This window comes from Agrobacterium sp. Azo12, from assembly GCF_029193765.2.
In the GTDB taxonomy this organism is placed as follows: Bacteria; Pseudomonadota; Alphaproteobacteria; order Rhizobiales; family Rhizobiaceae; genus Agrobacterium.
The window spans coordinates 1172179-1194100 of record NZ_JARFYO020000001.1; the positions used below are offsets into that span (position 1 = coordinate 1172179).

The 21922-nt window shown below is 54.6% G+C and carries 19 protein-coding genes and 1 pseudogene; 12 read left to right on the forward strand and 8 right to left on the reverse strand.

Translation table 11 applies throughout. The features are described from left to right. Position 1 precedes the first annotated feature (1 nt). Positions 2-952 (reverse strand): sulfate adenylyltransferase subunit CysD, encoded by a 951-nt coding sequence (gene cysD, locus PYL13_RS05330; protein ID WP_250983140.1) that lies wholly within the window; start codon positions 950-952, stop codon positions 2-4. Positions 953-988: 36 nt separating this feature from the next. Then, on the reverse strand, positions 989-1759 hold the full coding sequence (locus PYL13_RS05335; protein ID WP_259145914.1) for a phosphoadenylyl-sulfate reductase: 771 nt from the start codon (positions 1757-1759) through the stop codon (positions 989-991). Between the two features lie 226 nt (positions 1760-1985). Here PYL13_RS05335 and PYL13_RS05340 point away from each other — a divergent pair, with 226 nt between their 5' ends. From PYL13_RS05340 to PYL13_RS05360, 5 genes are all read left to right on the forward strand, one after another. Further along, positions 1986-2426 carry an RrF2 family transcriptional regulator gene (locus PYL13_RS05340; RefSeq protein WP_250983139.1) on the forward strand — a complete coding sequence of 147 codons (441 nt, stop codon included), beginning with the start codon at positions 1986-1988 and terminating at the stop codon, positions 2424-2426. Between the two features lie 263 nt (positions 2427-2689). Next, on the forward strand, positions 2690-3715 hold the full coding sequence (locus PYL13_RS05345; protein ID WP_250983138.1) for a sulfate ABC transporter substrate-binding protein: 1026 nt from the start codon (positions 2690-2692) through the stop codon (positions 3713-3715). Positions 3716-3943: 228 nt separating this feature from the next. Next, on the forward strand, positions 3944-4801 hold the full coding sequence (cysT, locus tag PYL13_RS05350; protein WP_250983137.1) for a sulfate ABC transporter permease subunit CysT: 858 nt from the start codon (positions 3944-3946) through the stop codon (positions 4799-4801). Beyond that, the gene (cysW, locus tag PYL13_RS05355) at positions 4794-5666 is read left to right on the forward strand and encodes a sulfate ABC transporter permease subunit CysW (RefSeq protein WP_250983136.1); all 873 of its coding nucleotides are present in this window, start codon (positions 4794-4796) and stop codon (positions 5664-5666) included. The genes cysT and cysW overlap by 8 nt, the downstream gene beginning before the upstream one ends. Before the next feature lie 11 nt (positions 5667-5677). Continuing rightward, entirely contained in the window at positions 5678-6715 is a 1038-nt protein-coding gene (locus tag PYL13_RS05360) for a sulfate/molybdate ABC transporter ATP-binding protein (RefSeq protein ID WP_275640672.1), read from the forward strand. Between the two features lie 2 nt (positions 6716-6717). Here the strand turns inward: PYL13_RS05360 and PYL13_RS05365 are convergent, their stop codons facing one another. From PYL13_RS05365 to betI, 4 genes are all read right to left on the reverse strand, one after another. Continuing rightward, the gene (locus PYL13_RS05365) at positions 6718-8082 is read right to left on the reverse strand and encodes a chloride channel protein (protein ID WP_275640673.1); all 1365 of its coding nucleotides are present in this window, start codon (positions 8080-8082) and stop codon (positions 6718-6720) included. Between the two features lie 123 nt (positions 8083-8205). Then, positions 8206-9858, reverse strand: a complete 1653-nt coding sequence (betA, locus tag PYL13_RS05370) for a choline dehydrogenase (RefSeq protein ID WP_275640674.1) — start codon at positions 9856-9858, stop codon at positions 8206-8208. Between the two features lie 144 nt (positions 9859-10002). Further along, positions 10003-11466, reverse strand: a complete 1464-nt coding sequence (gene betB / locus PYL13_RS05375; RefSeq protein WP_275640675.1) for a betaine-aldehyde dehydrogenase — start codon at positions 11464-11466, stop codon at positions 10003-10005. 27 nt (positions 11467-11493) lie between these two features. Continuing rightward, entirely contained in the window at positions 11494-12099 is a 606-nt protein-coding gene (gene betI / locus PYL13_RS05380; protein ID WP_275640676.1) for a transcriptional regulator BetI, read from the reverse strand. Between the two features lie 162 nt (positions 12100-12261). On the opposite strand from betI, the gene PYL13_RS05385 reads away from it, so the two are divergent. From PYL13_RS05385 to PYL13_RS05400, 4 genes are all read left to right on the forward strand, one after another. Continuing rightward, entirely contained in the window at positions 12262-12807 is a 546-nt protein-coding gene (locus tag PYL13_RS05385) for an HdeD family acid-resistance protein (RefSeq protein ID WP_275640677.1), read from the forward strand. A gap of 273 nt (positions 12808-13080) precedes the next feature. Then, positions 13081-13320: a ribbon-helix-helix domain-containing protein gene (locus tag PYL13_RS05390; RefSeq protein ID WP_192487224.1), complete on the forward strand. Its 240-nt coding sequence runs from the start codon at positions 13081-13083 to the stop codon at positions 13318-13320. A 189-nt stretch (positions 13321-13509) separates the two neighbouring features. Further along, positions 13510-15315 (forward strand): bifunctional diguanylate cyclase/phosphodiesterase, encoded by a 1806-nt coding sequence (locus PYL13_RS05395; RefSeq protein WP_192487225.1) that lies wholly within the window; start codon positions 13510-13512, stop codon positions 15313-15315. An 83-nt stretch (positions 15316-15398) separates the two neighbouring features. Beyond that, the gene (locus PYL13_RS05400; RefSeq protein WP_275640678.1) at positions 15399-16403 is read left to right on the forward strand and encodes an NAD(P)H-quinone oxidoreductase; all 1005 of its coding nucleotides are present in this window, start codon (positions 15399-15401) and stop codon (positions 16401-16403) included. Between the two features lie 253 nt (positions 16404-16656). Here the strand turns inward: PYL13_RS05400 and PYL13_RS05405 are convergent, their stop codons facing one another. Then, positions 16657-17418 (reverse strand): DUF3750 domain-containing protein, encoded by a 762-nt coding sequence (locus tag PYL13_RS05405; RefSeq protein ID WP_259145646.1) that lies wholly within the window; start codon positions 17416-17418, stop codon positions 16657-16659. Between the two features lie 161 nt (positions 17419-17579). Between PYL13_RS05405 and PYL13_RS05410 the strand changes: the two genes are divergently transcribed. Further along, positions 17580-18587, forward strand: coding sequence for an asparaginase (locus PYL13_RS05410; RefSeq protein WP_275640679.1), 1008 nt, complete (start codon positions 17580-17582; stop codon positions 18585-18587). Positions 18588-18631: 44 nt separating this feature from the next. Further along, positions 18632-19234: pseudogene (locus PYL13_RS05415) on the forward strand (glutathione S-transferase family protein); the annotation flags it as partial. A 74-nt stretch (positions 19235-19308) separates the two neighbouring features. Here PYL13_RS05415 and PYL13_RS05420 read toward each other — a convergent pair. Then, a complete protein-coding gene (locus PYL13_RS05420; RefSeq protein ID WP_275640680.1) occupies positions 19309-19968 on the reverse strand; it encodes a glutathione S-transferase family protein in 660 nt (219 codons plus the stop codon). A 429-nt stretch (positions 19969-20397) separates the two neighbouring features. Here PYL13_RS05420 and PYL13_RS05425 point away from each other — a divergent pair, with 429 nt between their 5' ends. Then, the gene (locus PYL13_RS05425; protein WP_275640681.1) at positions 20398-21837 is read left to right on the forward strand and encodes a diguanylate cyclase domain-containing protein; all 1440 of its coding nucleotides are present in this window, start codon (positions 20398-20400) and stop codon (positions 21835-21837) included. The last annotated feature ends 85 nt before the right edge of the window (positions 21838-21922 follow it).

Here is a 21922-nt window from a genome sequence, read left to right on the forward strand (position 1 = left end):
ATCAGAAATATCCTTCGCGTTTCTTCTTTTCCATGGAGCCGGACTGGTCACGATCAATGGCGCGGCCTTGCCGTTCGGAAACGGTCGCAATTTCCAGCTCGTCGATAACTTCTGTCAGCGTCGTCGCTGTGGAGCGGATGGCGCCGGTCAGTGGGAAGCAGCCGAGTGTGCGGAAGCGGATCATACCTTCCTGCTTCACTTCGCCCGGCAGGAGTTCCAGACGTTCATCTTCCGCCAGGATCATCATGCCATCGCGCTCAACATAGGGGCGCTTCTTGGCGTAATAGAGTGGCACCAGCGGAATGTTTTCCGCCTGAATGTAACGCCAGATATCGACTTCCGTCCAGTTGGACAGCGGGAAGGCGCGTACGCTTTCGCCACGCTTGATCATGCCGTTATAGATGTTCCACAGTTCCGGGCGCTGGTTGCGCGGGTCCCAGCGATGATCCGGCGTGCGGAACGAGTAGATACGTTCCTTTGCGCGGCTTGCTTCTTCGTCGCGGCGTGCGCCACCGAATGCAGCATCGAATTTGCCGGCATCCAGCGCCTGCTTCAGCGCTTCGGTTTTCATGATGTCGGTGTAAAGCGAACCATGGGTAAACGGCGAAATCTTCTCTGCATCACCACGCGGGTTGGTGTGGGAAATCAGGTCGAGATCATATTCCTTGACCATGCGGTCACGGAACTCGATCATTTCCTTGAACTTCCAACCGGTGTTGACGTGCAACAACGGAAACGGCACGCGGCCAGGGAAAAAAGCCTTGCGCGCCAGATGCAGCAGGACCGACGAGTCCTTGCCGATGGAATACAGCATCACAGGATTTTCGAACTCGGCTGCAACTTCACGGAAAATGTGAATGGCTTCGTTTTCAAGGGCTTTCAGATGGGGATCAAGAGGCGGCTTGGGTGCAAGCGGGCTTTTGCTTTCCGTTTCCGGAAGGGCACTGGACATGTAAAAACTCCGGGATTTCTGAATTCTGAGAAAAGGTTACTGCTGGGATGATGAGGGGAGGAGAGAGGCTTGAGGTGCTTCCGCAACATGGAGGCCGCACTCGCGCTTTTCGTCGTTTTCCCACCACCAGCGTCCGGCGCGCTCAGGCTCACCGGGCTTGATGGCGCGTGTACACGGTTCGCAGCCGATCGAGGGATAACCACGTCCGTGCAACGGGTTCACCGGAATGCTCTCCTTCGTCACATGGGCGTGGATCGCATCAATGTCCCAGTCTGCAAGGGCGTTGATTTTGATGAGGTTTCTGTCCGCATCATATTCGGCAAAGGGCGTGGACGCCCGGTTGCCGGACTGACCACGGCGCAGGCCGGTAATCCAGAAAGAAGCACCTTCCAGCGCTCTGGCCAGCGGCTTCAGCTTTCTGACATGGCAGCAGGCATGGCGGGCTTCAACGCTCTCGTAAAAGCCGTTCAGGCCGTACTTTGCGGCATAGGCGTCGATGTCGTCCTGTTCGGGATAAAAGCGACGGATGGCGATGTCGTAGCGTTCTTCGGTTTCCGAAATCAGCGTAACGGTTTCGGCAAACAGACGGCCGGTTTCAAGCGTTGCCACTTCGATTGGCAGCCGGTGGGTGCCGATGGCAGCGATGATAACCTGGTCTTCAATGCCAAGGCTGGTGGTAAACACCGCACGACCGCCAAGCCCTGCCACAAGCGACAACCTCCCGGCCAAATCCAGTGAGGCAAGGGCTTCATCCAGCGACACAATGTCGAGAGGTTTATCGGTCTGCAAAGGCTTAGGCATCGTCATCATCGGCATCCATCTGCGATTTTGGCGATTATCGGTCTTCAGGCCGCTCTTTGTAAGAAATGTGAGTCTTTGGCCTTTGCTTTAGGGAGCAAATATCTCTCACACATGCCAATTCTTAAGCAAAACGTGCCCACGCGTAAGAAGGGCAGTCATCGGTTTGAATTCTTTCGGAAATTGCGCTAATGCGGGGGAACATTTGTTTGCGTGGCGTGTTTTTGGTTTTGTTATGATTTCCCAGAAGGCGAAATATGCGTTGAGGGCGCTGGCCGCATTGGCACAAAGCGATGACGCATGTCCTGTGCAGATTTCCGATATAGCCAAGAAACGAGCCATTCCGAAAAAGTTTCTGGAGCAAATCCTTCTTGAGCTGAAACGCGAAGGTTACGTCGAAAGCCGACGTGGCAAGCAGGGTGGTTATCTTCTGCTGCGCCCAGCCAACGATATTACTTTTGGCGAAATCCTACGTCTGATCGATGGTCCCGTTGCGCCGCTGCCCTGTCTGTCGCAGACGGCGTACCGCCAATGTGAGGACTGTGATGGCGAAAGCCAGTGCGAAATTCGCCACGTATTTGCCCGCGTTGCCGACAGCACCCGCAACATCCTGTTCAACACCACCATCGAGGATTCGGTCAGCGGTGTGATGGTTCCGGAGTTGCTCAAGGCCTGACGCTTGACGCGATTTGTCGGGGAACAATATTCCGCCTGAATGAATTATCCTGCCTGTAGTGCCCCGTTTTTGCATAAAAACGTGAATTCGTTTTGCCTGTGTGTTTGAGTTCAAAGGGCCATATTGCGCAATTTTGCCGTTGTGCACTGTGTTTATTGCCCGCCGGAAAGCCGGGGGGAAACACTTTTGCAATCACAATTCCTGCGATTGACCAAGACGACTGAACCAGTAGAGTTAAGAGGCATCCAATAGGAGGAAAACCTATGTCAAAGCTTCTCTCCGGCTTGAGCGTTCTGGCTCTGAGCCTTTCACTGACGGTTGGCTCGTTTAGCGCCGCCTCGGCCGATACTAAACTGTTGAACGTTTCCTACGACCCGACCCGTGAGCTTTACAAGGATTTCAACGACGCCTTCGCCAAGAAGTGGAAGGCAGATACGGGTGAAGACATTACCATTCAGCAGTCGCATGGCGGCTCCGGCAAACAGGCCCGTTCGGTTATCGACGGTCTTGAAGCCGATGTAGTTACGCTCGCCCTGCAGAGCGACATCGATGCGATCGTGAAGAATGGTGGCAAGATCAATGCCGACTGGCGCACACGCCTGCCGCACAATTCATCTCCTTATACATCGACAATCGTTTTCCTGGTGCGCAAGGGCAACCCGAAGGGCATCCATAACTGGGGTGACCTCGTAAAGGGCGATATCCAGATCGTAACGCCAAACCCGAAGACCTCAGGTGGCGCACGCTGGAACTATCTTGCTGCCTGGGCATGGGCCAATGAAGAGTACAAGGGCGATCAGGACAAGATCAAAGCCTATGTGGCTGAACTCTACAAACGCGCTCCGGTGCTGGACACAGGCGCCCGTGGTTCAACGGTAACCTTCGCACAGCGTCAGATTGGTGACGTGCTGCTGGCCTGGGAAAACGAAGCCTATCTGGCCGGTGAGGAATTCGGCAAGGACGCTTTCGATATCGTTGTGCCGCCGATCTCCATCCTCGCGGAGCCACCAGTCGCTGTGGTTGACAAGAACGTCGATGCCAAGGGTACCCGCAAGGTTGCAGAAGCTTACCTGCAGTATCTTTATTCTGACGAAGGTCAGAACATTGCTGCCAAGCACTTCTACCGCCCATCCAACCCGTCTGTCGTTGCACCTGACCTGTTGAAGCAGCTGCCAGACATCAAGCTGGTCACCATCGACGACCCGTTGTTTGGCGGATGGGCCAAGGCGCAGCCGGAACATTTTGGTGACGGCGGCATCTTCGACCAGATTTACAAGCCCGGCAAGTAAGCGGATGATGTGAACATTCTGGATTGGCAGCAAACCAGTCCAGACCGGATAAAATATCGACCGGCCACAAGCCGGTCGATGGCGCGTAAAGTGCCGGCGTGGATTTTGCCTGACAGCGTGTCCTGACGCCTGGTGCCTGAACAACAGCTGAGAGTGGCGGGATTAGTCCAGTTTTCCCGGCGTTCTGAAAAGGGTGGCTTTCGCCACCAGAGTTTACCCGGAGCATTGATGAGCAATACCCCATCGCCAAGCAGGTGGAAGTGGCGTCAGTCGAGTGTCCTGCCAGGATTTGGCCTGACGCTGGGCTACACGATAACTTACCTTTTTCTTATAATTCTCATTCCTCTTGGCGGCTTGGTATGGTCCACCGCAAAACTCGGTCTGGCAGACTTTATTGCCATCGCCACAGATAGCAGAACACTGAACGCCCTGCGCGTTAGCTTTGGCACGGCCTTCGTAGCCGCCCTGGTCAACGCCGTGTTCGGCGTCATAATCGCATGGGTGCTGGTGCGTTATCGCTTCCCCGGCCGCCGGTTTGTTGACGCCATCGTCGACCTGCCGTTTGCTTTGCCAACCGCCGTTGCCGGTATCGCGCTCACTGCACTTTATTCCAATCGTGGTTGGGTTGGGTCATGGTTTGAGCCCTTCGGCATCAAGATCGCCTTCACACCAACCGGTATTGTCATCGCGCTGATCTTCATCGGTCTGCCATTTGTAGTGCGCACCGTGCAGCCGGTCATGGAGGAAATTGACCGTCAGGTGGAAGAGGTTGCCGCGACTTTGGGCGCCAATCGTTTTCAGACTATCACTCGTATTCTGCTGCCGGGTCTGGTTCCGGCAATCCTCACGGGCTTTGCACTGGCATTCGCGCGTGGCGTGGGTGAATATGGGTCGGTCATCTTTATTGCTGGCAATATTCCTTATGTCTCGGAAATCGCGCCGCTGTTGATTGTCATCCGTCTGGAGGAATTCAATTACGCAGGCGCGACAGGCATTGCGACGATCATGTTGATCATTTCCTTTGCAATGCTTTTTGTCATCAATCTCATTCAGGCTTGGAGCCGCAAGAGGTACGGATATGCCTGATAACGCGCGCACCATCCAATCCAGACCATTCCGTGATCCGGCAACTGAAGGCCCGCTTGCAAAGTTGGCGCTGTTTGCTCTGGCTTTCCTCTTTCTGGCCCTGTTTCTGGTGCTTCCGCTGGTTTCGGTGTTTTTTGAAGCTTTCCGCAAGGGCGGGGAAGCCTTCTGGGAAGCGATTGTCGAGCCGGATGCTCTGTCGGCCATTCGCCTGACATTGCTAGTTGCGGCCATCTCGGTTCCGCTAAACCTGATCTTCGGTGTCGCAGCCGCCTGGGCCATTGCGAAGTTCGAATTCAAGGGCAAGGCGTTCCTGATCACGTTGATTGACCTGCCGTTTTCGATTTCACCTGTGATTTCGGGCCTTGTTTATGTCATCCTGTTTTCGTCCCACAGCGTGCTCGGTCCATGGCTGAAAAGCTACGGTATCGAAATCCTGTTTGCCGTGCCCGGCATCGTATTGGCCACGGTATTTGTGACCTTTCCCTTCGTGGCACGCGAACTGATCCCGCTGATGCAGGAGCAGGGAACGGGTGACGAAGAGGCGGCCATTTCGCTCGGGGCGTCCGGCTGGCAGACCTTCTGGTACGTGACCCTTCCCAACATCAAATGGGGCCTGCTTTACGGCGTGTTGCTGTGTAACGCGCGCGCTATGGGTGAGTTCGGCGCTGTGTCGGTGGTGTCGGGTCACATTCGCGGTGAAACCAACACCATGCCGTTGCATGTCGAGATTCTCTATAATGAGTATAATATCGGCGCTTCATTTGCTGTCGCAACGCTGCTGGCAGGTCTGGCACTGGTTACGCTCGTTCTGAAAACTATTCTTGAAATTCGCTTTGGCGCGGGCAACGCTGCCGGCAAGCATTGAAGGGCATTTTTATGGAAGTCAAAGTTTCCGGCATTACCAAGCAGTTTGATCGTTTTCCGGCTTTGAACGATGTGTCGCTGGACATTCGTTCTGGAGAACTGATCGCGCTTCTTGGACCTTCCGGTTCGGGCAAAACCACGCTGTTGCGTTTGATCGCCGGTTTGGAGCAACCCACGCAAGGGCAGATCTTTTTCGGTGATGAGGATGCCTCGCACCGCAGTGTTCAGGAACGTAACGTTGGTTTCGTGTTTCAGCACTATGCGCTTTTCCGCCACATGACGGTGGCCGAAAATATTGCCTTTGGCTTGAAGGTACGCCCCTCGGACACACGTCCGGCCAAAAGCGAGATCAAGCGCCGCGTGTCGGAACTGCTTGATATGGTGCATCTGAGCGGCCTTGAAAAACGGTATCCGAACCAGCTGTCTGGCGGTCAGCGCCAGCGTGTTGCTTTGGCACGTGCCGTGGCAATCGAACCAAAGGTCCTGCTGCTCGACGAACCTTTCGGTGCGCTTGACGCCAAGGTGCGCAAAGAACTGCGCCGCTGGCTGCGTGAATTCCATGACCGTACTGGGCACACCACCGTCTTCGTAACACATGATCAGGAAGAGGCGCTCGAACTAGCCGACCGTGTGGTGGTGATGAGCCAGGGCAAGATCGAGCAGGTCGGAACGGCCGATGACGTGTACGATCGTCCCAACTCACCTTTCGTGTTTTCATTTATCGGTGAATCTTCCAGCCTGCCGGTGTCGATCAAGGACGGCCATGTTCTGTTCCAGGGTGAGCAGATCGGCGTTTCCGATGAAGGCAAGGGTGAGGGCGAGTTGTTCTTCCGTCCGGAAGATGTCGAACTGACTATCGATCAGAGCGCGCTCTACGGCAAGGTTACCACCTGTCGTCGTTTGGCCGGAACACGCATTGCAGAAATCGACATCGCCAATAACGGCCATGATCCCTATCATCTGGAAATCGAAGTGCCGCTGCATGCGTCGATCGTGGTTGGGCAGGAACTGCGTTTCCGCCCAACGCGCTGGAAGATTTTTCAGAAGTAATCTTAGGGGCTCGGTGTGCTGGCCGTAGCATCGTGACGTTGCGTCGCGCGTTTGTCACGAATGCTCTGTGCCAGGAAAACTCGGGATAGGCCATGATAAAGTGGTTCATGCGAAATGAACCGCGACGTCAGATAGCCCAGCATGGCGGCTGCCATGATGGGTAGAACGCCTTCGTGGTTGCCGGTCATTTCCAGAATGATCACGAAGGCCGTCATGGGCGCTTGAACGACACCGGCAAAATACCCCGCCATGCCGACAATCGCACCAAGGCCGATGCTGGCGCCGAGCATCGAGGCAACCGTGCTGCCAAAACCTGCTCCAACCGACAGCGATGGAGCAAAAATTCCACCGGGAATACCGGACAGCATGGCAAGCAATGTTGCGGCAAGTTTTTCGACGAAGAACAACTGACCGGTTCCATGTCCTTCAATGGCCGCACGCGCCTGTTCATAGCCGGTGCCGAATGTTGCGCCACCGGTCATGACGCCGAGCAGTGCGGAACCCAAACCGCATATCAGGGCAATGATGAGCACTTTTCGCAGCGGTGTATAGCGGTTCCATCGACGTATACGCTGCGAAATCTTCAAGGCGAGTGCGCTGAACAAGGCACCGAAAACGCCACCGCCAACACCGCAAACCAGAACCAGTGCCCAGTCTTTTGCCGTGGTGGCCAAGACAGTGCTTGCACCGAAATAAGTGTAGCTGCCGACCAGCGCAAGCGAGGCAAGACCGGAAAGAATGACGGCCATGAGCACCAGGCCGTTGGCACGGGATTCGTACGCTCTGCTCATTTCCTCAATGGCAAAAACGATGCCGGCAAGCGGCGTGTTGAAGGCCGCCGCGATGCCCGCAGCAGAGCCAGCGAGAATGAGGCCGCGGGCTTGCGCTATACCGCCCCAGCGGGCGGCTTGCAGCATGATGGATGCACCCACTTGGACGGTCGGGCCTTCACGTCCGATTGACGCGCCGCACAGCAGACCGGTGATCGTGAGAATGATTTTTCCCGTGGCGACTTTCAGATTTAAGAGCCGTGAGCGATCTTCGACATCACGCAAATGGCGCGCAGCAATAGCCTGCGGAATGCCACTGCCCTGAGAGTTGGGAAAAATGGTTGCTGCAATCCATGCACAAAGCATGAAGCCGGCAGGTGTAATGATCAATGGCAGCAGGAAGGTGTATTCGCCTGCAGATGTCATGGCAAAAAACAGGTGCTGCGCGGCATCCGCCATTTTTGCAAAGGCAACGCTGATGACGCCGACTGCTATTGCACCCAGCCAGAAAATTCCTCTGGGTTTCCACACACGCCAAGATCCCCACATCACGCGTGAGCGACGCAGCATTTTCAGCTTCTTGTAATTCATGGGCATCGGAAACGATCTTTAGTCAGTCAACGATCAGGCTGCCCTCTTATCTGCCTCGTGTAATACCATTGCAAATAAAAATCCCCGCATATCTGGCGGGGATTTTCGATTTTGACGGTAGCACTCGTTTTATCTGTCACTGACGGCAGCGCGTGGATTGGTCCATGGCTGCTGGTTGGAGCGCGGCAACGGCTGGCGTCCAAGAATATGGTCAGAGGCCTTTTCGCCAGTCATGATCGATGGGCCGTTCAGGTTACCAAAGGTGACATGCGGGAAGATCGAGCTGTCGGCGACACGCAATCCTTCCACACCAATCACCCGGCATTCCGGATCGACGACCGCCAGTGGGTCATCACGGTCGCCCATCTTGCAGGTGCCGCAAGGGTGATAGGCGCTTTCGAGATGTTCGCGAAGGAAGGCATCGATATCATCATCGGATTGTACGGCATTTCCTGGCTGAATTTCAGGGCCGCGATAATCGTCAAATGCCTTCTGGCCAAAAATCTCGCGCGTCAGGCGAACGCAGTGGCGGAACTTCTCCCAGTCTTCCTCATGGCTCATATAATTGAATTGGATAACCGGATCGGCCTTCGGGTCGGCAGAGCGCAAGGTCACGTTGCCACGCGACTTTGACAGATTGTAGCCAACGTGAACCTGGAAACCGTGGCTCTTGGCGGCAGCGCGGCCGTCATAAGAAATGGCCACCGGCAGGAAGTGGTACTGGATATCCGGTTGTTTGAGGCCTGGCTCTGAGCGCAGGAATGCACAGGCCTCGAATTGGTTGGAAGCCCCAAGGCCCCCCTTCGATAACAGCCACTGTGCGCCCGCCACACCCTGCCAGAACCATGGCAGCCAGGAATAAAGCGATACTGGCTTAGTGGATATCTGCTGGAAATAGAATTCCATATGGTCCTGCAGGTTGGCGCCGACACCCGGTCGATCTACCTTCACCTCAATGCCCATATCCTGCAAATGCTGAGCCGGGCCAATGCCAGACAACATCAGCAATTTTGGCGAGTTGAACGAGGAGGCCGACACGATCACTTCGCGGCCTGCCTTGATGACCTCGACACGGCCTTTTCGCTCGATCTCCACGCCGGTCGCACGACCGTTTTCAATGACGATCTTGCGGGCAAAACCATGCACCAGCGATACGTTGGGGCGCTTGAGCGCAGGGCGGAGATAAGCATTGGCGGCGGACCAGCGCCGACCATCATGGATGGTCTGCTCCATCAGGCCAAAACCTTCCTGCTTGGAGCCGTTATAGTCCTCGGTCATTTCAAAACCGGCCTGCTGGCCGGCCTGAATAAAGGCGTGGAACAGCGGGTTTTTGACCGGACCGCGCTGCACATGCAACGGACCATCGGTGCCGCGCCAGCCTTCTTCCCCGCCATGGCTGTGCTCCATGCGCTTGAAGTAGGGCAGTACGTCGGCATAGGCCCAGCCTCGTGCACCAAGATCTTCCCAGCGGTTGAAGTCTTCCGCATGGCCGCGCACGTAGACAAGGCCATTGATCGAGGATGAACCGCCAATCACCTTGCCGCGGGGTGCGGTGATCCGGCGATTGTTGAGGTTGGGTTCCGGCTCGGACAGGTAACCCCAGTTGTAGCGTTTCATGCTCATCGGCCAGGCAAGGGCTGCCGGCATCTGGATGAAGGGGCCAAAATCACTGCCGCCAGCCTCGATCACGATGACGGAGTATTTGCCGTCTTTCGACAAACGATAGGCCATGGCTGAACCGGCCGAACCCGAGCCGACGATAACGAAATCTGCTTGCTGCATTGGTATCAATCCCAAATATCAATCGCTCAAGGGTAAATTACGGTCCAGAGTCTTTTCCACGCAGCAGACGCTGCGTGGCTGGATTACTGTGACAAGCACAGGAATGAGGGGGAGAAGACGTTCCTACAACGAGTAGGGATCTCTTCAGTACGGCGCGTCCACCTTGCCCATGCCGACATAGACCGTCTTCAATTCGCTGTAGTGGTCCAGTGCCGCAACCGAATTTTCACGGCCAAAACCGGACTGTTTGGAACCACCGAACGGAATTTCGACCGGGCAAAGATTGTAGGTGTTGATCCACAATGTACCGGCCTGGATCTGGTCGACAACGCGGTGGGCGCGCGACAGATCGCTGGTGAAGACGCCACCGGCAAGACCAAGCTCGGTCGCATTGGCACGTGCGATCACATCTTCTTCGCTGTCGAAATCCAGCACGCACATCACAGGCCCGAAGATTTCCTCACGGGCAATCGTCATGTCGTCAGTGACATCGGCGAACACTGTTGGCTGTACATAATATCCGGTGCCGGAGACCGTGTTGGGAATGCCGCCACCGGTAATGAGTGTTGCGCCTTCGGCTTTGCCTTTTTCAATATAGGCAAGAACCTTTTCGCGCTGCGCCAACGACACCAGCGGGCCAAGCTGAGTTTCTTCATTCATCGGATCGCCAACCGACATGGCCTCGGTACGGACCTTCAGCTTGGCAAGGAACGTATCCTTGATCTTGCGATGGACGAACACACGCGTACCGTTGGAGCAGACCTGACCACTTGAATAGAAGTTGCCAAGCATCGCGCCGCCAATGGCGCTGTCGATATCGGCATCATCGAATACGATCAGCGGCGACTTGCCGCCAAGTTCCATGGTGACGTGTTTGAGGTGGCTGGCAGCCGCAGCGGCGACCTTGCGTCCAGTCGGAACGGAGCCGGTCAGCGAGACCTTGGCAACGTCGGGGTGGTTGACTAGAAGCGGGCCGGTATCGCGGTCGCCCTGAATGACGTTGAAAACGCCCTTGGGCACACCGGCTTCTGTCAGAATTTCTGCAATCTTGAGGGCGCCAAGCGGTGTGTTTTCCGAAGGTTTGAACACCATGGTGTTACCGGCTGCAAGAGCAGGTGCACCTTTCCAGCAGGCAATCTGCTGTGGATAGTTCCAGGCGCCGATACCCACGCAGACGCCAAGTGGCACGCGCTTGGTATAGGCAAAATCGGAGCCCAGCGGAATGTAGTCGCCGTTGAGAGCTGCCGGTGCAATGCCGCCGAAAAACTCAAAGGCATCGGCACCCGATGTCGGGTCGGCAACAATGGTTTCCTGAATGGGCTTGCCGGTGTCGTAGGTTTCCAGCTCGGAAAGCTCACGGTTGCGCTCGCGGATAAGGTCGGCAGCGCGCTTGAGAATACGCCCACGCGCCGTCGGGCTCATCGCGGCCCATTCCGGTTGCGCACGCTTGGCCGCAGCAATCGCCTTTTCGACGATAGCAGGGGTTGCGGCATGCAGCTTTGCGATCACGTCACCGGTCGCAGGATAAATGCTTTCGAAAGCAGTACCCTGCTGGTCTTCAACATATTCGCCGTCAATGAAATGCGAGGCAGTTGGTTGGGTTTTCATATATAGAACTCCGGAAAAGAAATTCGTTTATTGTTTAGGGGCAAGGGCATCGGTGAAGGGGACGAGTTTTGCGTCCAGATAATCCTCCACCAGGGCGATTGCCGATTTGATGTCAAAGCGCGCGGCGCGCAGGCTGTGACGGATGTAGAGACCGTCGATCATCGCAGCGGCACCTTCGGCGATGCGCGCCGCATCATCCAGCGGGCAGAGCCGCTTGAGATCCGCCAACAAGTTTGAGCGCAGCCGGTGTGTATAGAGAGACAATAGCCGTCTGGTTTCCTCCGAACGCTGTGCCTCGACGTAAAAGGCAAGCCATGCGGCAATCGTTTCGCTGGTGAACTGGTCTTGCTGAAACGAAACACGGATAATGGCAGAAAGCCGCTCGCGTGGACCACAGGCACTGTTGAGTGCCGCAATCGCGTCAACGCGCAAATCCCGCAGCATGCTGCGGATGCTTTCCAGCAGAAGCTGTTGTTTGCTGCCAAAATAATGGTGTGCCAATGCCGCAGACACACCGGCTTCCCGGGCAATCTCGTTCATTGTGACACTGAGCGAACCGTGATGGCCGATTGCCCGCAACGTGGCATCCACCAAAGCCTTTCGGCGCAACGGCTCCATTCCAATCTTCGGCATGACTGTCTCCTGATATCAGTCAAAATTACATTTGATTGATTGATCAATCAATAAAAATAAATGGCACCTTTAAAGGCGCTTATTTGATGTTGCGCTAAATCAATTGCAGTCACCTATTAGGTGTATATGATGAAATCATACCGTGCGGATGGAGTGTCAAAAATGTCCGATTTCCAGCCTTTGAAAATGTCCGGTATTCACGCCAAATGGGGGTGGTTTGTCGTTCTCGGGGTTGCTCTTCTTGTTTTTGGTATCATCGCCTTTGCGAACCTGATGGTCGCGACCGCCGCCTCAGTCTTTTATGTCGGCCTGCTGATGCTGATGGGTGGTGTCATCCATCTTATCCATGCCTTCCAGGTCAAAGGTTGGGAAAGCATCCTGTTCTGGACGTTAAGCGGTGTCCTTTATCTGCTGGCAGGCATCATTGCGTTTCAGAACCCGAACCTGACAGCTGCCGTGCTGACTTTGATGATGGCCGTCGCCCTAGTCATTGCCGGTGTGTCGCGCATATGGCTTGGCGTGAAACTGCGTCCGCTGAAAAGCTGGGGTTGGGTGGTTGTCGCGGGTGTCGTCACCGCACTGGCGGGCTTCATCATCGCGCTTGGCTGGCCAGTCAACAGCATCTGGGTGCTGGGCCTTTTCCTGTCGATTGATTTGATGATGCAAGGCTGGGCGCTGATTGCGCTTGGGCTTGCGCTAAAATCCTGAACATCAAAATGCAGGTAAAATAACAAGGGCGGCGGAACCTGCAGCGTATCGTCTGCATTATTGCTCGGCTCAACCGGGTGCGCTTGCGTCGAACATTCATCCCGAATGAGTTTTGTAAGTTGCGGTAGTTTGTGCTAATATAATGTCTTCGGATTACCAATGTCCGGTGCCACGGTCAGGCTCAAAATAATAAGACCGCAACCAATCCAAAGCTGGCCCAATTTTTCGGCAGTTCTGCCAAGGGTCATGATTTGAGAAAAAGGGAGAAACAATATGCCTATGGTCACTGTGTCAGTTTCCCCGGAGCAGGCGGCGAGAATGCGCCATGCTGTTGAATGTGGTGCATACGCATCCGGCAGCGAGGTTGTGCGTGCCGCATTGCGTTTGTGGGTCGCATCGTCGCAGACAAACGACTTGAACGTTGCTGCTAAAGGTCAGCAAAATCATGAAGATGAGCGAGTGAATGTTGCAGAGCTTTTTGCAGCTCACGCAGACAAGAAGCGGTGCGGCTGATGCAGCGTCTTGTCTGACAATATTGGCCGGCTGAAGTGTGACAGTTATGTCATAAAACTTTCATCCAACATTCACATACGGTCAATCTTTTATTGACCAGTTTTCAGGATGCTTCTCCGTAAAAAGCGGTGTTGTCGCCGTGCCCAAAAGGCCGCGTAAACCCGTATAATTATGGTACGGAGAATAATCATGACAACGGCTCTGGCGTTGGATCACCCTTCGATACGTCGTTTTGCCAGCGGACAGATGATGTCCATGTCTAAATTGGTTCTGGAAACGGCATTTCAGCCGATTGTGGAAACCACAACAGGAACGGTGTTCGGTTACGAAACCCTGATGCGCGGTCACGAAAAGCTGGGCTTTTCTTCTCCCTTGGCGCTGCTTGATCAGGCGGAAAGTGACGGCCAACTTGTCGCGCTGGAAAACCTGCTGGCCAGCAGGGCACTGGCCAAGTTTTCGACCTTACCTGATTTTACCTCTGCCACGCTTTTTCTCAATCTTGATGTTCGATTGATACGTCATGGGGATGCCATTCTCGACAAGCTTGTTTCGCATCTTTCGGGCGCCGGTATCGCGCCGTCTTCAATCTGTTTTGAACTGTCTGAACGCTTCGACAATACCAGCGTGCCGGAATTTTCTTCGCTGATCGCCAGAATGCGCAAGGAAGGTTTCAAGATTGCCATCGACGATTTCGGTGTCGGTCATGGCGAAATGAAACTTCTTAGCGACTACCAGGTGGATTATCTCAAGATTGACCGCCACTTCATCGATGGTGTCGACAGCAATGCACGCAAACGCCATCTGGTGCGCCACATCGTCAACATTGCGCATGTTCTGGGTGTGCGGGTTATCGCTGAAGGCATTGAAACCGAAGCGGAATTCCTTGTATGCCGCGAATATGGCGTTGATCTGGTACAGGGCTGGTTCATTGCCCGGCCGACAACCTTTACCACTGAATTGCAGCCGGCCTTCCCACATCTCCAACATTTGGGCGAGAACCGTCGCAGCAGCCAGTCACTGGATGAAATACTCATCCGTAAACAGATTGAACGTCTGCCGACCGTTTATGAGAACGACAGCATCGACAGCGTGTTTGAACTGTTTCGCAGAAACCCTGCCCAAGGCTTTTTCCCGGTTCTCAATGCAAATGGCGAGCCGCGCGGTGTTATTAACGAGCACCACCTAAAAGAATATATCTATCAGCCCTTTGGTCGCGACCTGCTAAAGAACAAGGTCTATGAGCGCACCATATCGCACTTTGTCGACGCCGCGCCGATCGTTGGTCTGGACGCTGATGCAGACCAGTTGATGTCGATGTTTGCCAGCATGGATGGCAGCGCCTGCGTGATCTTGACGGAAAATCTACGTTACGTCGGTGTTGTCTCTGCGGCCTCGCTTATCAAGGTCGTCAATGAGAAAAAGCTGAAAATGGCGCAGGACCAGAACCCGTTGACGGCACTACCTGGCAACCGTGCCATCAGCAGCTTCATTGAAGAGGGCTGCCGCGACGACGACGATACCCGTTTCCTGTGTTACTGCGACTTTGACAACTTCAAGCCGTTCAACGACAAATACGGTTTTCACATCGGAGACCATGCAATTTCATTATTCGCCGCTCTTATGCGGCGTTACTTCTTTGCTGGCGGCTGTTTCCTCGGCCATATTGGCGGCGATGATTTCTTCATTGGCGTTCGTGGCTGGTCGCGTGAGGAAATCTTGGAGATTCTTGAAAGACTGCTCAGCGATTTTCACGGCGACGTCATCGAACTCTACTCTGAAGATGACCGGGAAGCAGGCCGTATCGTTGGTCACGACCGCTTCGGAACAGAGCGTTTCTTTGCGCTGCTGCGTTGTTCTATTGCCGTTCTGGAGCTGCCGAAAGGTCTGATGATTGGCGACAGCGAGCGTATCGGAAGTGAAATCGCTGCTATCAAGAAAGCCGCCAAGGACAGCAAGGACGGCCTGACGGTCCGGGTATTTAACGGGACAAAATGACGCCAGTGGCAAAGCGTCTTCTTTTCTTCGCCATACCATTCCTCTAAGCCTTTACCCCTGCATTGTTTCAGGAGGATTGTTCTATGGCATTGCCGCATGAAATGAATTTTGTCGATCTGCCCTCTTTTGGCGGCGCCGAGGTTATGGTCTTGGCCAAGGGGCCTGTACCTCAACCGAAGACGGGCGAAATTCTGGTCCGGGTTGAAGCGGCAGGAATCAACAGGCCAGATGTGGCGCAGCGGCAGGGAACCTATCCGCCTCCCAAGGACGCCAATCCGATTCTGGGCCTGGAAATCGCCGGCGAAATTGTTGCGCTGGGCGAAGGCGTAAACGGTTTTGCCATCGGACAGAAGGTCTGCGCGCTCGCCAATGGTGGCGGTTATGCCGAATTTTGCGCCGTTCCGGCTAGCCAGACATTGCCGTTTCCCAAGGGATATGATGGAGAACGTGCAGCTGCATTGCCGGAAACCTTCTTCACCGTCTGGGCAAACCTGTTCCAGATGGCAGGTCTCGGCGAAGGCGAGAGCGTTCTTATTCATGGCGGAACAAGCGGCATTGGTACCACGGCCATCCAGCTTGCCAAGGCGTTTGGTGCCAAGGTCTATGTCACGGCGGGATCCGCGGAGAAATGCGAAGCCTGCCTTAAGATCGGGGCCGATGTCGCCATCAATTACAAGACAGATGATTTTGTTGCCATCATCAAGGAAAACACTGGCGGAAAGGGTGTCAACGTTGTTCTGGATATGATCGGCGCTGATTACTTCGAGCGCAATCTGGTAAGTCTTGCCAAGGATGGTTGCCTGTCCATTATCGCGTTTCTCGGCGGTGCGGTTGCCGAAAAGGTTAACCTGACACCAATCATGGTCAAGCGACTGACGGTAACCGGTTCTACCATGCGACCGCGCACCGCGGCTGAAAAGCAGGTTATCCGGGACGAATTGTTACAACAGGTCTGGCCGCTCATCGAAAACGGAACCATTGCGCCTTGCATTCACAAGGTCATTCCATTCAGCGATGTGGTTGAAGGACACAGGCTGATGGAAAGCAGTCAGCACATCGGCAAAATCGTACTTAAGTTGAATACGTAAGAAAGCCCTTGAAATCGCCCATGGATGGATTACCTTTCTCTCATGTTCAACGTAGCGAAAGGAAGGTGATCCAATGTCTAATGAGATTTCGATCTGTACTGGGCTTGGGAAAGGAGAAGGTTTTGACGGGGCAGCCCTCGGCCTGACCAACCTTCCTTCGGACTGCCATCTTGAATGACAGTTCGGGTCCTCTATCAGGATCAAACTCATGGAAGGGTCGCGTGAGCGGCCCTTTTCCTGTTTTTACGACCTATCAAATCGCGATATTGCCGGTGCGTTGCATACCAAACCAGCCAAGGCCGGGGACCTTTATGCCGGGATTGACCACATCGATACCGGCGACAAGCCCAAGCAGATGGACTTCAAATCCGCTGCGCACGCCAGCGGCAACCCCGATCAGACCTCTCCAGGACACATGGACATCTTTCCAATCGTCATCGACATGGAACAAGGCGGCATTCGGCACATAATCCCGCCCGACCGCATCTGGCGGCAAGGCTACACCCAGTTCCGGTACCGAGCGCAGCACATGCGCAACAAATGTATTGGAGTTGGGGCCGGGGTAGATCTGATAACCACCCTGTTTGGCGTACGGGTACGCGGCAATCGCCTTTTCGATTTTCGGGATCAGCCACTCAGCTTCATCACCCTTGATCGCAATGACCTGACGTGGCGGATTGGAATACCAGAAAGCGTCAGGCGGATAGTTGTTCACCCTGATAGGATTGCCCCAGCCAACCTTGTCATAGCGGTTGTAGCGCGCCGCGTTTCTTTCCTTGGTAACGATCCATGCATGGCTGGCCAGCGCGCCCTTAAAACCGCCAGTCATCGCGGAAAACACATAAACCGCAGCGTCCTTCTGGTCATCGGTTTTCGGCAATAGTCCAGATGATGACCACTTTGCCTCACGCCAGCTGGAGGGCTTGTCGCGAATGGCCCATAACCCGGCAGATGCGATGGCCGGTAAAAGGAAGATGACAAAAACCAGAACGAAGAAACGTTTGACGTATCTCATATTGCCCCGTGCGTTGTATCCACTGCCTTTCAAAGCGCAACGCCTTCTGTACACTGCGCAAGGGAAGCTGGAATGGCTGCATGATCCATGCCTTGAATCAGGTGCGATTTAAGGCGTCATGCAGTAGAAGCGTATATTATCTGGAGTTTTTTGAGGCCGTTATGAACAATCCTGTTACTGTTGAAGTTACCCGCGGAAATTTGGTCGAAAGCCGTCATCATGGAATGGCAGTGGTGGTCGATGGTGACGGCAAGATCCTGTTTTCCGCCGGCGATATTGAAAGCGGTGTTTTCCCGCGTTCGGCCTGCAAAGCCATGCAGGCTCTGCCACTGGTGGAAAGTGGTGCCGCAGACGCCTATGGCTTCGGTAACCGGGAACTAGCGCTGGCCTGCTCGTCGCACAATGGCGAAGATGCCCATGTCGAGCTGGCGGCCTCGATGCTGGCAAAAGCAGGTCGAGACGTGAATGTGCTGGAGTGCGGCGCCCATTGGTCGTCCGATCAGGCAACACTCATTCATCAGGCCCGTACCTTGGAAAAACCGACAGCCCTGCATAACAACTGCTCCGGTAAACATTCCGGTTTTGTCTGCGCCTGCTGCCACATGGACGTCGACCCGCAAGGTTACGTCGGTTACGACCACCCTTTGCAGCAGGAAATCCGTACAACCATGCAGGCGCTGACTGGCGCCGTGCTGTCCCATGAAACTTGCGGCACCGATGGCTGTTCCATTCCCACCTATGCGGTTCCGTTGAAGGGGCTCGCACATGGCTTTGCGAAAATGGCAACCGGCACCGGGCTTGAGCCTTTACGGGCGAAATCGGCGAAACGCCTGATCGACGCCTGCATGGCTGAACCATTTTACGTCGCCGGGACGGGCAGAACCTGCACGCGCCTGATGCAGGTTTCACCCGGTCGTATCTTTGCCAAGACCGGAGCGGAAGGTGTGTTCGTCGCGGCGCTGCCCGAGAGCGGAATTGCCATGGCGGTGAAATGCGAAGACGGAACAACGCGTGCGGCAGAAGCCATGATTGCGGCGCTGTTGGCGCGTTACTCTGAAAAGGGAAGTCAGCAACAGGCCGACCTGCTGGCCATGTCGAACCGTGGCATGAAAAACTGGAACAAGATCCACGTCGGCGACGTCAGGGTCGCTGCCGGTTTTGCGCAGTGAGGTCGCGAAACTTCGTCCTTGAGTGAAATTAAAGGAAATCGAAAATGTTTACGCTGTTTTCCATGCCGGGCACCTGCTCGCGGGCCAGCCATATCGCGCTTGAGGAATCCGGTTTGCCCTACAAGGTCAAGCGGGTTGATTTCAGCAAGCAGGAGCAGCATTCGCAGGAGTTTCTGGCCGTTAATCCGAAGGGCAGGGTGCCGGCGCTGGTCACATCTAGTGGTGTTTTGACGGAGACACCTGCCATTCTGTCGTTCATTGCGCAAATGGCACCGGCCGCCAAACTGGCGCCGCTGGATGACGCCTTTGAATTTGCGCGCATGCAATCCTTCAACGCTTATATTTCATCCACCGTGCACGTTGCGCATGCCCATGGCCGTCGTGGCAGTCGGTGGGCGGATGAGGCGTCTTCGCTGGAAGACATGAAACGCAAGGTGCCGCAGGTCATGAGCGACTGTTTCGAGATTATCGAGCAGGGTTTTCACGGCGGCCCATGGGTGCTGGGCAGCCAGTATTCAGTGTCCGATCCCTATCTGTTCGTGATGTCGGGATGGCTGGAAAGCGACGGTGTCGACATCGCCCGTTTTCCAAAAGTGCATGACCATTACCAGCGCATGTTGGCGCGCGCTGCCGTCATCAGGTGCTTGAGGCTGAAAAGCAGGCTTGAAACATCAAGCCACCCCGGTCAACATTCGGGGTGGCTTGTTTTATCATTGGCGTGTCATGCGGCTTCAGCGCCACGTGCATCCCACATCGCCTTGAAAGCCGGGCGGGACTGGCAGCGTTCCAGCCAGGCTTTAAGTGCAGGATATGTGTCGATCAGTGCCGTATGGGCCTGCGCATAACGGACCACCTCAGCAACATTGATGTCGGCAACGGTAAAACGATCACCGATCAGGTAGTCCTGTGACGAAAGATGCTGCTCGAGAACACGCAACGGCCGTTGCAGCAGGCGGGCTGCGACATCAATCACCGCCTTGCCAGCAGCCGTTTCGGCCAGATCCTCAGCAAAGGTGGTGGATATTTTCAGTGACTGCGTTTCAATTTCGGTCGCAGCGAAGAATGACCACTGCATCACTGCGCCATCTTCGGACAGGTCTTTAGGCGCAAGCGCGCCACCATATTTGCGCGCAAGGTAAAGATTGATCGCCATCGATTCGTATAGAACTATGCCGTCATCTTCGATGCAGGGTATCGTCCCCATAGGATTGATTGTCAGAAAAGACGGGGAAAGCGTGTTCAGAGGTGCTGTGTCGGCAAGAGGGTTGTCGAGACGTCGGGCTTGAATGACCGGCACATGTTTGTAGGCGATACCAAGTTCTCCAGCCAACCAGAGAGTGCGCGTGGCGCGGGAGCGGTAAACACCGTAAATAGTCAGCATGAGGGTCCCCTGTGTGCAGTCGCGTCTCGCAACTGCGAAAGAAAGCAAATTATCTCAAAACCTTAAGGCCATGTAGGCGGCACTTTTGTGCTTTACAGCGGCCAGTTTTCGCGGTGAGCCTATTGGCGCTTTTGTCTAAACGAAAGGAAATTTAGACCGTTTATCATGAATTTTTCTGAACCTGCTATCCGGATCAGATTGCTACCTTTTCCGTTAATTTGTAATATTTTCTAACAAATCGGTTGCATGTTTGGTTTTTCCGGGAATCTTTAATCAAGCATAAGCAAATATTCGCTATGTCCTATAGAATAACGACGCAGATCAAATGAATTACCTGTTTTAAACGTGCATTTGAGGATGCGCAGAAAAATTTAAGGCAAGTTTGGATGGGTATTTCCTGAAACAGGCCGTGAAGAGATGGCGAAGCCCATGACAAAAGTTCTTGATGTATCTTTTCTCAGGAGTAACGGCGGCTTTACCGAAGCAGATCAACTTCTTGGCTTGGTCAATCTTTTGCCTGACATGGTGTTTGTCAAGGATGCCGCAGGTCGATTTATCTTTGCCAATGCAGCACTTCGCAAGTATCTCGGGCTGAGGTCTGACGAACCGCTGAACGATTTTCACGAAAGTCATTTCCTGCCCGAAAAGTCAGTCAGCAATATTCTTAGCGCCGAAGCTCGAATTCTGGAGACAGGCGAGTCGACTTCCGACGTGGAAGAGTGCTTTTCTTTTAGCGGCAGGCCTGTTTGTTGGCTTTCGACGACGAAAATTCCACTGCGAGACGAGCAGGGTCGCATCAACGGTCTGGTTGCCATTTGGCGCGACATTACCGAAAATAAAAGACAGGATACGATACGACGCGGCAGTGCAGCATTGTTCGAATTGATAGCGCGCAATCAGCCGCTGGACATGATCCTGCATGCACTGACTTTGCTGGTCGAGAGCATGGTTGAGGGAATTTGCGCGTCGGTTTTGCTATTTGATCAGGAAACCGGAAAGCTGCGTCACGGTGCTGCCCCCAGTTTGCCGGAAGCCTATTGCCGCGTGATCGATGGAATTACATTCGGCCCGAAGGTTGGTTCTTGCGGTACGGCTGCCTGGCGTAGTGAGCCAGTTATCGTTGAAGACATAGAAAATAGTCCTCTATGGGAGGACTATGTCGAGATCGCCCGGCCGTTTAAGCTTCGCTCATGCTGGTCTACGCCGATCATGAACGCCAACAGGCAGGTGCTCGGCACCTTTGCGCTTTATTCCGGTGAGGTGCGCAAACCTTCCGCTCACGAAAAAGAGCTGATCGATATGGCGACCAGCATTGCCAGTATCGCGATTGATCGTTGGCACAATGAAGAGCGGGTGCGTTTCATGGCGCATCATGACCCGTTAACAGGCCTGTCCAACCGCACGCTGTTCTGGACGCAGTTCAATCGTGCGCTGCACGAGGCCAAGCGCGAGAACCGCATGGTGGCAATCACCTATCTCGATCTCGATGACTTCAAGCAGGTGAACGATCTGTTTGGCCACGCCGCCGGTGATGAGGTGCTGTGCAGGGTGGCGGACCGGCTCGTCTCCTGCATCCGTGCTGCCGATATTGCCGTACGTCTTGGCGGAGATGAGTTTGCGCTGGTGTTCAGCAATCCCAAGCATGATGAAGAGGGCGTGCGTCGACGTCTCGCGCAGATCAGGGAAAAGGTCGGCATGCCGATTGATGTTGAGAGCGCTCGACTCAAAGTCGATTGTTCGATCGGCGTTGCGTTTTACCCCGGCGATGGCCAAACGGCCGAAGACCTGCTCGCCGCAGCCGATGCCGATATGTACCGTGCCAAGAAGGCAGGTGGTAACCGATTGACGGTGGTGCAGGTCGAAGAATGATCTGCAAAAACGGGCTTCAACGGTAAATCGCAGCCTGCGGCATTATGTGTCAGTCGCATGTGCAGTTTTCTCGCCATTGATTTTG